A 12,288-nucleotide genomic window follows, 5' to 3' on the forward strand; every position below is an offset into this window, starting at 1 on the left:
TCCTTTACAATACGCGCAACGATTTTTAACGGAGAAGACGATGGAATGCAAAGTCAGCTGGAATGGCCCGTCGGGCATGAGTTTCTTGGCCCAGACCGGCTCCGGCCACATGGTCAACATGGATGGCGCGCCCGAGGGCGGCGGCCACAACCTGGCGCCGCGTCCGATGGAAATGGTGTTGCTGGGCACCGGCGGCTGCACGGCCTATGACGTGGTGCTGATCCTGAAGAAGGGCCGCGCCGACATCCGCGGCTGCGAGTGCACCTTGACCGCCGAGCGCGCGGACACCGAGCCGAAGGTGTTCACCAAGATTAACTTCCACTTCACCGTGACCGGCAAGGACTTGAAGCCGGAGGCGGTGGAACGGGCGATCACGCTGTCGCACGACAAGTACTGCTCGGCGTCCATCATGCTCGGCAAGACCGCCGAGATCACGCACTCGTTCGAGATTGTCGAGGCTTAAATGTAGTACGCGGTGCTGGTCATGATCTTGCCCATCACCGCCATCACCGCCTGCACCGGAGCCGGCGTCTGCGAGGCGCCCAGCGCCTGCGCGGCGGCGCCGTGTTCGATTTCATCGATCCGCATCTGCTCGACGATGGCGCGCGACTTGGCGTCCTGCGGCGGCAGCTTGTCCAGGTGGCTGGCCAGATGCGCCTCCACCTGCCGCTCCGTCTCCACCACAAAGCCCAGGCTGCGCGCATCGCCCAGCACCGCCGCCACCGTGCCCAGCGCATACGCACCCGCATAGAACAACGGATTGAGCACGCTGATGTGCGAATTCAATTCGCCCAGCCGCTGCGCGGTCCAGGCCAGATGGTCTTCCTCTTCCCTGCCCGCCTGCTCGAACTGCGCGCGCATCTGCTCGGTCTTGGCGAAGCGGCCCTGCGAGTTGTACAGCGCCTGCGCGCACACCTCGCCCACATGATTCACGCGCATCAGACCGGCGCTGTGGCGGGTCTCCGCCTCGCTCATCTGGGCATCGGCCGCGTGCAGCGCCGGCGTCGGGCGCGAAGCCGAGGCGACGCCGGTGATCACGCGCAACGCCTTGTCGGCGCCGGCGATCAATCGGTCCAGCGGGGTATGGTGGTAGGCGGCCATGGGCAAACTCGCATTCAAAACGAAAGCAATATTATAAAGGCCGCCGCCTCAACTTGCCTCGGCCGCCTCGCGCAACTGGCGCTGGCGTTCGATGTAGTCGGCCACCGGGCCGCGCACGTCGATCTTGGAAATATCCTTCGCCACGCTCAGATTCAGCCCCAGCAGGAAGGGGATGTTCTCGATCGGCACCTCCGGGCAGTGCTCGGCGAACGCGCGCAGGAAACGCTTGGATTCCACCACCGGCACCACCTTCTCCCCGCTCATGTATTGCAGGATGCTGGTGATGCTGTGGCCCTTGCCGATGCTGTGGTAGATGAAGCGGTTGAAGTCACGGTCCAGCTTGTCGAAGTCCAGGGTTTCCTTGGTCATCAGGCCGGACAGGTAAAACAGCCCCAGCGCCACGCGGAAGAATCCGGTGGACTCGCGCCGGTCCACACCACAGTGGGTCACGGCCAAGATCTTTTCCTGCAGTTGAGGATGCATTTTCTGTTCTTCTCCCATATCCGACTATAGCAAGACATTTGTACAACCAGTAGCTTGCGCGTAAGATTTTTTACATGCTACTCTTGAAATTTTCTCAACAAGGACAGAACAATGATCGAGGTCAGGGGTCTCGCCAAGCGCTTCCGCATGGCCTCGCGCGGCGGCAAACCGCCCCAGGCGCGCGATCCACGCGAGCACGACGGCTGGTTCCACGCGGTGCGCGACGTCGGCTTCCGCTGCGCGCCGGGCGAGGTGCTGGGCCTGCTCGGTCCCAACGGCGCCGGCAAGACCACCACGCTGCGCCTGCTGTCGACCGCGCTGAAGCCGGACGCGGGCAGCATCCACGCCAACGGCATCGACCTGCTCAGCGATCCGCTGGCCGCACGCCAGCATATCGGCTTCCTGTCCGGCACCACCGGCCTGTACGGCCGCCTGACCGCGCGCGAGAACGTCGAATACTTCGGCCGCCTGCACGGCATGAGCCCGCCTTACCTGAAGCGCCGCTGCGACGAGCTGTTCGAGCTGCTGCAGATGACCGAATACGGCAACAAGCGCGCCGACCAGCTGTCCACCGGCATGAAGCAGAAATGCTCGATCGCCCGCACCGTGGTGCACGAGCCGCAGATCGTCATCCTCGACGAGCCGACCACCGGCCTGGACGTGATGTCGGCCAAGATCCTGCTGGACTTCATCGCCAGCTACAAGGCGCTGCGCGTGCCGCTGATCTTCTCCACCCACCACCTGCACGAGGTGGAGAAACTGTGCGACCGCGTGTGCGTCATCAACCACGGCAAGACCGCCTTCCATGGCACGGTCGACGAGCTGCGCCACCTGGGCGGCAGCGCCGACCTGTACGACGCCTTCGTCGGCGTCATCAACCGGGAGCCCTGAGCCATGTGGATCATCTACATCAAGGAATTGCTGGAGCTGGCGCGCGACCGCCGCACTTTTTTCTTCACCGTGTTCATTCCCGTGTTCGCGATGCCGCTGATCCTGACCGGCTTCGGCTACGTCTCGTCGACCATGTTCAAGCAGGCCAGCCAGGCCGAAATGGCCTACTCGATCTTCGGCAAGGACCAGGCGCCCCACCTGGCCGAACGCTTCGCCAAAGAAAAAGGCTTCCGCGAGGTGGTGCTGGCCAGCCCAGCCGACATCAAGGCCGCCATCGGCGACGACCGCATCAAGTTCGCGCTGGTGATCCCGGCCGGCTTCGAGGCCAGCCTGGCCCGCCAGCAGCAAGGCGTGATCGCGCTGCACTACAACAGCGCCGCGACCGTGGACCTGACGCGCAAGCGCGTGATGTCGGTGATCGGCGGCCAGAACCGCCTGCTGCGCGAGCAGGCGCTGTCCGCGCTCAAGCTCAACCAGGAGCAGCTGCGCTTCGCGCTGGACCCGATCACGCTGGAGGACCATTCCACCGCCGACAAGCGCGAGCAGATGGGCGCGGTGGTGGGCGGCATGCTGCCCTACATCCTGCTGATGGTGTGCCTGCTGGCGGCGATGTACCCGGCGATCGACACCGGCGCCGGCGAGAAGGAGCGCGGCACGCTGGAGACCCTGCTGCTGGCGCCGGTCTCGCGCAGCGCCCTGGTGATGGCCAAGTTCCTGATGCTGTTCACCGTCGGCCTGACCTCGGCGCTGCTGATGATCGCCAGCATGGGCGTGCTGCTGACCTTCTTCGGCCCGGTGATCGGCAGCGACCTGGCGCAGATGGTGCGCGCCATCGGCCCGCTGGACCTGGCCATGGTGGCGCTGATGCTGGTGCCGACCGCCGCCATCTTTGCCGCCATCCTGCTGTCGATCTCGGTCTACGCCAAGAGCTACAAGGAGGCGGCCGGCCTGATCTCGCCGCTGATCCTGGTCACCGTCATGCCGACCCTGGTGGCGCTGCTGCCCGGCGTCGAGCTGAACTGGAAATGGGCGATGGTGCCGCTGACCAATGTCTCCCTGGCAATGAAAGAGCTGGTCAAGGGCACGATGGACTACAGCATGTTCTGGGTCATCCTGCTGTCGACCACGCTGACCGCCGGCGCCCTGCTGGCGGTGTGCCGCTGGTGGTTCAACCGCGAGCAGGTTTTGTTTAGAAATTGAATAAGTTGTCTATTCAACCAGCCTGAATTGCGCCGCCGTCTGGTACGCTGTTTTTGCACTCTGGCGCGCGGTTTCCGCCGCCCATCGCAATGGCGCCCCATGTCCTGGGCAAATTCAATACAATGCCATCATGTGAAAAGTGTATGGCCGTACAGAAACGCGGAGCAGGCACCGGCAGAATCATTCAGGAGTTAGCATGGAATTACGCATCAGCAACTTGTCCAAGACCTACGGCAACGGCGTCGTGGCGCTGGACAATATCTCGCTCACCATCCCGGCCGGGATGTTCGGCTTGCTCGGGCCCAACGGCGCCGGCAAGTCGACGCTGATGCGTACGCTGGCGACCCTGCAGGAATGCGATTCCGGTTCCGTCTTCCTGGACGACATCGATGTGCTGGACGAAAAGGACGAGGTGCGCCGCCTGCTGGGCTACCTGCCGCAGGACTTCGGCGTGTATCCCAAGGTGACCGCCTACGAGCTGCTCGACCACTTCGCCGTGCTCAAGGGCCTGTCCAACCGCGCGCGCCGGCGCGAGGTGGTGGACGGCCTGCTGCAGCAGACCAATCTGTTCGAGGTGCGCAACCAGCGCCTGGGCGGCTTTTCCGGCGGCATGCGCCAGCGCTTCGGCATCGCCCAGGCGCTGCTGGGCGACCCCAAGCTGATCATCGTCGACGAGCCGACCGCCGGCCTCGACCCGCAGGAACGGGTGCGCTTCCACAACCTGCTGTCCGACATCGGCGACGACAAGACCGTGATCCTGTCGACCCACATCGTCAGCGACGTGGCCGACCTGTGCGCCAACATGGCCATCATCAACAAGGGCCACCTGCTGCTGTGCGGCCCGACCCAGGAACTGATCCACGAGGTCAGCGACAAGATCTGGGCCCGCTTCATCGACAAGCGCGACCTGCCCTCGTTCCAGCTGCGCCACCCGGTCATCTCGTCGCGCCTGCTGTCCGGCCGCACCCTCATCCACGTCTACAGCGAGACCGATCCCGGCGACGGCTTCGAGGAAGCCATCGGCGACCTGGAGGATGTCTACTTCGCCACCATCGCCGGCCGCCACAACGCCGCGGCCACCTGCGACTGAGGCGGCCGCATGTTCTCCATCGCCTACTTTGAAGCGCGCCAGCGCCTCAAGCTGCTGTCCACCTGGGTCTATTTCCTCGGCTTCCTGGCGCTGTCGATGCTGTGGATGGCCGCCGCCGGCGGCGTCTTCAAGGGCACCGCGGTGGCCTTCGGCAGCCAGCTGATCGATTCGCCGCGCTCGCTGATGTTCACCACCAGCGTGCTGGCCTCGCTGGGCGTGGTGGTCATGGCCGCCATGATGGGTCGCTCGGTGCAGCAGGACTTCGAATACGACATGCAGCACTTCTTTTTCTCGGCGCCGATCAGGAAGCACCAGTACATGTTCGGCCGCTTCCTCGGCGCCTATTTCACGCTGGCGATCATCTTCACCAGCATCGTGCTGGGCGTCTGGCTGGGCAGCTACATCCCCGGCATCGATCCCGAGCGCCTGGGCCAGCCGGGCCTGCCGGGCTACCTGATCCCCTACCTGATCGTCATCCTGCCCGACCTGTTCATCTTCGGCGCCGTGTTCTTCATCCTGGCCGCGCTGACGCGGCGCATGCTGCCGGTCTACATCTCCAGCGTGGTCATGCTGATCGGCTACATCGTCGCGCCCGGCCTGGCGCGCGACCTCGACTACAAGACGCTGGCCGCGCTGATCGATCCGTTCGGCACCACCGCCGTGATCCGTCTGACCGAGTACTGGCCCATCTTCGAGCGCAACACCCGCATGTTCTGGCCGGAAGGCGTGTACCTGCTCAACCGCGTGCTGTGGTGCTCGTTCGCGCTGGCCGGCCTGCTGCTGGGCTACTGGCGCTTCCACTTCATCGCCACCATCGACAGCGGCTCCGGCAGCACCAGCCGCGGCGAGGGCGAGACGCCGCTGCACCTGTCGGCCCAGTCCACCAGCACGCAGGAAAAACCCGACTTCGCCTCGCGCAGCCTGGCCTCGCTGCTGTTCAAGATGAGCTGGCTGAATCTGCGCGAGACCACCAAGAACATCTACTTCCTGGTCATCGTGCTGGCCGGCGTGCTGATGATGCTCGCCAGCGCGCTAGACATGGGTTCCATCTTCGGCACCATCACCTATCCGGTCACCTACCTGGTGCTGGAGTCGGTGTCGGAAACCTTCGCGCTGTTCATGTTCGTCATCACCACCTTCTACGCCGGCGAGCTGGTGTGGCGCGAGCGCGAGGCCCGCATGGGCCAGATGCTGGACGCGCTGCCCATCCCGAGCTGGCTGCCGATGCTGTCCAAGCTGACCGCGCTGATCGGCCTGCAGGCCATGCTGATGCTGGTCGTGATGTTGTGCGGCATGGCGATCCAGATCGGCAAGGGCTATTTCATCCTCGAGCCCGGCCTATACCTGCACCATCTGTTCCTGATCCAGCTGCCGGCCTATGCGCTGTCGGCCGTGCTGGCGATCGCGCTGCAGGTGCTGATCAACCAGAAATACCTGGCCTACTTCGCGATGATCGTCTACTACCTGGCCAGCATCACGCTGGGCACGGTGGGCGTCGACGACCCCATGCTCATCTACGGCACCATGCCGAGCTTCATCTATTCCGCCATGAACGGCTACGGCCACTACCTGGCGCGCGAGCGCTGGTTCGAGCTGTACTGGGCCGGCGCGGCCCTGCTGCTGGTGGTGCTGTCGCTGCTGTTCTGGGCGCGCGGCACCAACGACGGCTGGCGCCAGCGCCTGCAGCTGGCGCGCCACGCGCTGACGGTGCCGGTGCTGAGCACGGTGGCGGCCGGCCTGCTGATCTTTGTCGGCGCCGGCAGCGTGGTGTTCTACAACACCCACATCGCCCACTGCTTCAAGTCGGCCTACCGCAAGGACGCCGAGCACGCCGACTACGAACGCAAGTACAAGAAATTCGCCGTGGTGCCGCAGCCGCGCATCACCGACGTCAAGCTCGACGTCGCCATCGTGCCGAACCAGCGCAGCCTGGTGGTCAAGGGCCGCTACCTGCTGGAGAACAAGACCGCGCAGCCGATCGGCGACGTGCTGGTCTACCAGGACAACACCGCCACGCAATTCAAGGTGCGCTTCAGCCAGGACGCGCGGCCGGGCATCCAGGACGACGAGCTCGGCTTCTACAGCTACAAGCTGGCCAAGCCGCTGGCGCCGGGCGCGCAGCTGACGATGGAGTTCGACGTCGCCTTCGTCCCCGAGGGCATCCTGGGCATGGGCCAGGACACGCCGGTGATCGGCAACGGCACCTTCTTCGACAACGCCGTGCTGCCGCACATCGGCTACCAGCAGTCGATGGAACTGAACGACCCGCGCGACCGCCGCAAGCACAAGCTGCCGGCGCGCGAGCGCATGCTGCCGCGCGACGACCCGGGCGGACTGGCCAACAACGCCGTCAGCAACGACGCCGACTGGATCAATCTCGACGCCACCATCAGCACCAGCGCCGACCAGATCGCCATCGCGCCGGGCACGCTGGTCAAGGAATGGAGCAAGCAGGGACGGCACTACTATCACTACAAGATGGATCAGCCGATCCTGAACTATTACGCCATCCAGTCGGCGCGCTACCTGGTCAAGCGCGACTGGTGGCAGGACGTGGGCATCGAGCTCTACTACCATCCCGGCCACGAGTACAACCTCGACCGCATGGACAAGGGCATCAAGGAATCGCTGGACTACTACACGCGCAACTTCGGACCGTACCAGCACAAGCTGGTACGCATCGTCGAGTTCCCACGCTACGCGACGTTCGCGCAATCGTTCCCGACGACGATACCGTATTCGGAAGCGTTCGGCTTCATCGCCAAGGTCAACGACCGCAACCCCAAGGACATCGACTACCCGTTCTACGTCACCGCACACGAGGTGGCGCACCAGTGGTGGGGCCACCAGCTGGTGGGCGGCAACACGCGCGGCAGCACGGTGCTGAGCGAGACGCTGGCCGAATACTCGGCGCTGATGGTGATGAAGAAGAATTACGGCGCGGACAAGATGCGGCGCTTCCTGCACTACGACCTCGACCAGTACCTGCTGGGCCGCGCGCTGGAGCGCAAGAAGGAACTGCCGCTGGCCGAGAACGAGAACCAGGGCTACATCCAGTACCGCAAGGGCAGCCTGGCGATGTACCAGTTGCAGGACATCCTGGGCGAGGCCAGGGTCAACGGCGCGCTCAAGGACGTGCTGGCGCAGTTCGGCCACGCGAACGGGCCGTATCCTAGCGTGACGGTGCTGATCGACGCGCTGCGCAAGATCACGCCGCCCGAGCAGGCCTACCTGATCGACGACCTGTTCAACAGCATCGTCCTGTACGAGAACCATGCGATCTCGGCCACCGCGCGCAAGCTGGCGGACGGCAAGTACGAAGTCACGTTCGCGGTCAGCGCGGCCAAGGTGCGGGCCACCGACCAGGGCGCGGAAAAAGACACGGCGTTGAAGGACTGGATCGACATCGGCATCGACGACAAGGACGGCAACAGCCTGTACCGCGAGCGCAAGCTCATCGAGCGCAAGGACAATCTGTACACGGTGATCATCAACGGCCGTCCGGGCAAGGCCGGCATCGATCCCGACAACAAGCTCATCGACCGCAAGCCGGACGACAACATGGTCAACGTGGAGCTGCAAACCCAGTAAACCGGTGGGGTCAAGTCTGACATTCGGACACGAGCTCTGCCGTAGACGCGCGTCTACGGCAGAGCTCGTGTCAATGACCATTTAATTTTATTAGGCGGTGACTTGCAGGGAGCTGACCAGGCCGGCGTTGAAAGAATCGGCGATGACAGTGCCGGCCAGGTTGGGATTGGCCTTGAGCAGCTCCGCCCAGTTGGCCGAGGCCTGCTCCGACAGCCCGCCAACCGTTCCGGCGCCGGTGTAGATGCCCGACGCCGACGGCGCCGAAGCCAAAGAGGAAAGAATGGCCTGATCCTGCGCCTGCTGCGCCGTGGCGGAGGTGTCGACATTGCTGCCTTCAGCGGGAACGGTCACCGGTTCGGTCGCGGTGCCGGCCTGCTGCAAGGTGTCCAGCAAGCCGGACGGCGTGTAGACCGCGGCGCCGGTCGATCCGCCCAGCGACGCCACCACGGCCGATTCCGCCGACAGGCTGACGGCCGCCGACGACAAGCTCCCCGCCGCCGTACTGGAAACGACGGGCACATACGGCTGGTAGGCCGGACTTGCGCTAACGGAGTTGAGGGCGACGGTCATGATAAGTTCAATATAGTTCCTCGCCTCAAGTGGCGCAAGCGCAAAAAAAGCCGGGCGGTTTGGAGGCGTCCGGCTTTCTTGAAATTTCAGCAATCAAATTTTGGCTGCATCATGGTCGCGCTTGACCTTGTCGGCATGACGCTCCAGCTTCTCGTCGCGGCGCGCCAGTTGCTCCTGGTGCTTGTCGGCGCTGCGACGGGCGATCACTTTCTCGTCATGCTTGATAGCCTGCTTTTCCACCTTGATGTTCTGCTGCTCGGCGCGACGCGCCTGGTCCAGCTGCTGGGCGCCGGCCAGGTCGCCCTTCTTCACATCGGTGTGCTCGGCGCGGGCCAGCGCGTTGCGTTCGCCGCGTTCCGCCTTCAGTTGCTGCTCACCTGCCGCCACCTGGCTTTGCTTGACTGCGATCACCGCGTTGTCGCGCTTGATCTCGCGGGTGTCCTGGTGGATTTCTTTGACGTCCTGGCGTATCTGAGCGTTGTCGCGATGGACTTGTGCCACTGGATTGGTCTGCGCGAAGGCTGCGGCGCTGATCATGGAAAGCACGCCGGCGATCATCAGGGATTTGGTTTTCATGATTGTGTTTCCTTTTCTAGTGGTGGGCAGATCGCTGTTCATCAGCGTCTTGAGCAATTAACGCGACCGCCCCGGCGGCAGACGACCGCATTTCCGTAAGAAAAGTTACGAGTTGTATCCCGCAAGCGAGGCCGCCAGTTCACGCTGCCAGGCGCTGGCCTTGGCGCCATTCCACACCAGCGCCACCTGCTCCACACATTCGAAGGCGCAGTCCGTCACGTGGACGCGGCGCAGCTCGGGGTCGGCCAGCGCGAAGTCCGGCAGGTAGGCCAGCGCCTCGCCGGATTTGACCAGCGCCAGCAACAGTTGCAGATCGTCGGTCCAGTAGCGGATCTTGCGCGGCAGCTGGTCGTCGCGCCAGCCGTCGGAACGCGCGCCGCGCTGCACGCCGCAGAACAGCGAACGCGACGGGCAGGCGAAATCGTAGGCCAGCACCTGCGCCGTGTCCGCCTCCAGCAGCGGCGCCGGCGGCAGCGACGCCACCAGCGGATGATGCTGCCCCGCCACCAGATGCAGGGTCACGCTGCCCAACGGTGTGACCTGCCATTCGTCCGACCAGTGCTCGCCGCGTCCCTCGATGACGTCGCCGGTGACGATGGCGGCGTTGATGTCGCCGCGCAGCAGCGCCGCCAGCGCCTCATCCTCGAACATCGCCTGCATGCGCAGGCTCGCCTCCGGGTAGGCGCGCAGCGCCTGCGACAACATCCGGCCGTGCCGCCACAGCAGGATGGCCGGGCCGGCGACGCGGCAATCGACGGCGGCGCGTTCGCCCATCAGGTCGGCCTTGGCCTGATCGGCCAGCGCCAGCAGCGTCTGCGCGCGCGCCAGCAGCAGCTGGCCGCTGTCGTTCAGCACCAACTGCTTGGCGCTGCGGTCGAACAGCGACTTGCCCAGGCTATCCTCCAGGCGCTTGAGCGCCTTGGACACGGCCGATGGCGTCAGATGCAGCTCCAGCGCGGCCGCGCCCAGCGAGGGACGGCGGGCGGCGCTGACAAAAACCCGCAGGTCGGAAAGATTCATGATGTCCAAACAGGATACGAAAGGTGAATTTAAGTTGCTTTACTGGATACGAAGAGCATCTTACCATCTGGAGCATGACTACCCTCACCCAAAAACAATGGATCTACCGCCGGCAGCCCGCCGGCCAGATCACGGCCGAGCACTACGAGCTCGTGGAACAACAACTGTCGACCGCGCTGGGCGACGGCGAAGTGCTGATCGAAGCGCGCTGGTTCAGCGTCGATCCGTACATGCGTATTGGCCAGTCCAGCAAGCCGACCTACGACACCGAACCGCATCCGCTCGACACCGTGCAGCAGGGCGGCGTGGTGGCGCAGGTGCTGGCGTCGAACGCGCCCGGCTTCGCCGCCGGCGACTGGGTGCAGAGCTACACCGGCTGGCAGACGCACGCGCGCGTCCACGCCAGCGGCCTCAAGCGCATCGATCCCGAACTGGCGCCCGTGACCACCGCGCTCGGCGTGCTCGGCATGCCGGGCCGCACCGCGTGGTTCGGCCTGACCGAATCGGGCAAGCCGCATGCGGGCGAGGTGGTGGTGGTGTCCGGCGCGGCGGGCGCGGTGGGATCGCTGGTGGTGCAGTTCGCCAAGCGCCACGGCGCGCGCGTACTAGGCATCGCCGGCGGCCAAGCCAAGTGCGACTGGCTGCGCGACGAGCTCGGCGCCGACTGGGCCATCGACTACAAGGCCTACGTGGATGCCGATGCGCTGGGCGCTGAAATCAAGCGGCTGACCGGCGGCGTGGACGTGTATTTCGACAACGTCGGCGGCATGGTGACCGACGCCATCATCCCGCTGATCAACCGCCGCGCGCGCATCGTCATCTGCGGCCAGATCAGCCAGTACAGCGGCGGCCTGGAGACGCCGGAACTGGGCCCGCGCCTGCTGCATCACATGCTGTACCAGCGCGCCACGATCCAGGGCATGCTGGCGCGCGACTACCTGCACCGCATGGACGAGATGATACGCATCGTCGCGCCGTGGGTGAAGGCGGGCGAGATCGTGTTCGAGGAAACGGTGATCGACGGCTTCGAGCAACTGCCGTCCGCGCTGAACTCGCTGTTCACCGGCGAGCATCGCGGCAAGCTGCTGGTGAAGGCATGAGGCGCGCGCTGCTTGCATTGTCCCTGATCGCAGGCAGCGCAAGCGCGGCGGACGCCACTTATGGCGAGCACGGCATGGCGCTGTTCGGCGGCAAGGAAGGCTTGTATGCATCGCACCTGCCGATGTTCCATGCGCCGCACGACTATCAAGTGATTCTGCAAGTGCACGTGGACGACGCCGCCACCGACGCGGCGCTGCGCAGTCGGCTCGACGGCAAGACCGCGCTATGGACCATCGCACCGGAGAAGTTCGAACTGTCGCGCCTGTCGCCGACGAGCGCCGCGCCGCTCAAGCAGTTCAAGGCCGACCTGGTGCTGGGCCATTTCGAGCAAGGTGGCAAGACGCAGTTCCCCGCCTCCACCATCGTGGTGGACAAGGTGCTGATGTACCGCCAACTGTCGCCGGCGCAGAAGACCAATGCCGGCGCCGGCTACATGCAGATCGGCAGCGGCCGTCAGCGCTACCTGGTCAAGCGGATCGACAGCCGGCCGGATTTCGACCACATCGTTTCCTACGCGGCGGCGAACGGCGCATCGACCGCTGACATCACACTAAACAAGCAGGCCCTGCAACAGCCAACCGCGCAATCGCTGGCCGACGCGCTGCATGTGCCCGCCAGCGCGATTCGTGGTACGGTGTATTTTTACACCGACGACTTGAAGTGAC

12 protein-coding genes are annotated in these 12,288 nt (G+C 64.7%); 7 read left to right on the plus strand and 5 right to left on the minus strand.

Annotated elements, in window-relative coordinates:
* The first annotated feature begins 40 nt into the window (after positions 1 to 40).
* Positions 41 to 463, plus strand: a complete 423-nt coding sequence (locus HUX88_RS07100) for an OsmC family protein (RefSeq protein ID WP_176361291.1) — start codon at positions 41 to 43, stop codon at positions 461 to 463.
* On the opposite strand, the gene coq7 is transcribed toward HUX88_RS07100, so the two are convergent.
* Both coq7 and HUX88_RS07110 read right to left on the minus strand, forming a co-directional pair.
* Entirely contained in the window at positions 460 to 1,101 is a 642-nt protein-coding gene (gene coq7, locus HUX88_RS07105) for a 2-polyprenyl-3-methyl-6-methoxy-1,4-benzoquinone monooxygenase (protein ID WP_117012880.1), read from the minus strand. The two genes, HUX88_RS07100 and coq7, sit on opposite strands and share 4 nt — an antisense overlap.
* A 48-nt stretch (positions 1,102 to 1,149) precedes the next feature.
* Positions 1,150 to 1,584 carry a hypothetical protein gene (locus HUX88_RS07110; protein WP_117012879.1) on the minus strand — a complete coding sequence of 145 codons (435 nt, stop codon included), beginning with the start codon at positions 1,582 to 1,584 and terminating at the stop codon, positions 1,150 to 1,152.
* A 111-nt stretch (positions 1,585 to 1,695) separates the two neighbouring features.
* Between HUX88_RS07110 and HUX88_RS07115 the strand changes: the two genes are divergently transcribed.
* From HUX88_RS07115 to HUX88_RS07130, 4 genes are all read left to right on the plus strand, one after another.
* Entirely contained in the window at positions 1,696 to 2,475 is a 780-nt protein-coding gene (locus tag HUX88_RS07115) for an ATP-binding cassette domain-containing protein (RefSeq protein WP_176361292.1), read from the plus strand.
* Between the two features lie 3 nt (positions 2,476 to 2,478).
* Positions 2,479 to 3,675, plus strand: coding sequence for an ABC transporter permease (locus HUX88_RS07120; RefSeq protein WP_176361293.1), 1,197 nt, complete (start codon positions 2,479 to 2,481; stop codon positions 3,673 to 3,675).
* A gap of 196 nt (positions 3,676 to 3,871) precedes the next feature.
* Positions 3,872 to 4,765 carry an ABC transporter ATP-binding protein gene (locus tag HUX88_RS07125; RefSeq protein WP_117012876.1) on the plus strand — a complete coding sequence of 298 codons (894 nt, stop codon included), beginning with the start codon at positions 3,872 to 3,874 and terminating at the stop codon, positions 4,763 to 4,765.
* A 9-nt stretch (positions 4,766 to 4,774) separates the two neighbouring features.
* The gene (locus HUX88_RS07130; RefSeq protein ID WP_176361294.1) at positions 4,775 to 8,356 is read left to right on the plus strand and encodes a M1 family aminopeptidase; all 3,582 of its coding nucleotides are present in this window, start codon (positions 4,775 to 4,777) and stop codon (positions 8,354 to 8,356) included.
* Positions 8,357 to 8,446: 90 nt separating this feature from the next.
* Here the strand turns inward: HUX88_RS07130 and HUX88_RS07135 are convergent, their stop codons facing one another.
* From HUX88_RS07135 to HUX88_RS07145, 3 genes are all read right to left on the minus strand, one after another.
* Positions 8,447 to 8,926 (minus strand): hypothetical protein, encoded by a 480-nt coding sequence (locus HUX88_RS07135; protein ID WP_176361295.1) that lies wholly within the window; start codon positions 8,924 to 8,926, stop codon positions 8,447 to 8,449.
* A gap of 93 nt (positions 8,927 to 9,019) precedes the next feature.
* Positions 9,020 to 9,502 carry a hypothetical protein gene (locus tag HUX88_RS07140; RefSeq protein WP_176361296.1) on the minus strand — a complete coding sequence of 161 codons (483 nt, stop codon included), beginning with the start codon at positions 9,500 to 9,502 and terminating at the stop codon, positions 9,020 to 9,022.
* A gap of 105 nt (positions 9,503 to 9,607) precedes the next feature.
* Positions 9,608 to 10,522 (minus strand): LysR family transcriptional regulator, encoded by a 915-nt coding sequence (locus tag HUX88_RS07145; RefSeq protein WP_176361297.1) that lies wholly within the window; start codon positions 10,520 to 10,522, stop codon positions 9,608 to 9,610.
* 74 nt (positions 10,523 to 10,596) lie between these two features.
* On the opposite strand from HUX88_RS07145, the gene HUX88_RS07150 reads away from it, so the two are divergent.
* Together HUX88_RS07150 and HUX88_RS07155 are read left to right on the plus strand one after the other, a co-directional pair.
* Positions 10,597 to 11,622 carry an NADP-dependent oxidoreductase gene (locus HUX88_RS07150; RefSeq protein WP_117012872.1) on the plus strand — a complete coding sequence of 342 codons (1,026 nt, stop codon included), beginning with the start codon at positions 10,597 to 10,599 and terminating at the stop codon, positions 11,620 to 11,622.
* Positions 11,619 to 12,287 (plus strand): hypothetical protein, encoded by a 669-nt coding sequence (locus HUX88_RS07155; protein ID WP_176361298.1) that lies wholly within the window; start codon positions 11,619 to 11,621, stop codon positions 12,285 to 12,287. Before HUX88_RS07150 ends, HUX88_RS07155 begins: the two co-directional genes overlap by 4 nt.
* Position 12,288 lies beyond the last annotated feature (1 nt).

It is taken from the genome of Duganella sp. BJB1802, assembly GCF_013369445.1.
GTDB lineage: Bacteria > Pseudomonadota > Gammaproteobacteria > Burkholderiales > Burkholderiaceae_D > Rugamonas > Rugamonas vulcania_A.

Bases quoted from the DNA above. Each gene is read 5' to 3' on its own strand.
- HUX88_RS07100 (WP_176361291.1), top strand. From the start codon at position 41: ATGGAATGCAAAGTCAGCTGGAATGGCCCGTCGGGCATGAGTTTCTTG.
- coq7 (WP_117012880.1), bottom strand. From the start codon at position 1,101: ATGGCCGCCTACCACCATACCCCGCTGGACCGATTGATCGCCGGCGCC.
- HUX88_RS07110 (WP_117012879.1), bottom strand. From the start codon at position 1,584: ATGCATCCTCAACTGCAGGAAAAGATCTTGGCCGTGACCCACTGTGGT.
- HUX88_RS07115 (WP_176361292.1), top strand. From the start codon at position 1,696: ATGATCGAGGTCAGGGGTCTCGCCAAGCGCTTCCGCATGGCCTCGCGC.
- HUX88_RS07120 (WP_176361293.1), top strand. From the start codon at position 2,479: ATGTGGATCATCTACATCAAGGAATTGCTGGAGCTGGCGCGCGACCGC.
- HUX88_RS07125 (WP_117012876.1), top strand. From the start codon at position 3,872: ATGGAATTACGCATCAGCAACTTGTCCAAGACCTACGGCAACGGCGTC.
- HUX88_RS07130 (WP_176361294.1), top strand. From the start codon at position 4,775: ATGTTCTCCATCGCCTACTTTGAAGCGCGCCAGCGCCTCAAGCTGCTG.
- HUX88_RS07135 (WP_176361295.1), bottom strand. From the start codon at position 8,926: ATGACCGTCGCCCTCAACTCCGTTAGCGCAAGTCCGGCCTACCAGCCG.
- HUX88_RS07140 (WP_176361296.1), bottom strand. From the start codon at position 9,502: ATGAAAACCAAATCCCTGATGATCGCCGGCGTGCTTTCCATGATCAGC.
- HUX88_RS07145 (WP_176361297.1), bottom strand. From the start codon at position 10,522: ATGAATCTTTCCGACCTGCGGGTTTTTGTCAGCGCCGCCCGCCGTCCC.
- HUX88_RS07150 (WP_117012872.1), top strand. From the start codon at position 10,597: ATGACTACCCTCACCCAAAAACAATGGATCTACCGCCGGCAGCCCGCC.
- HUX88_RS07155 (WP_176361298.1), top strand. From the start codon at position 11,619: ATGAGGCGCGCGCTGCTTGCATTGTCCCTGATCGCAGGCAGCGCAAGC.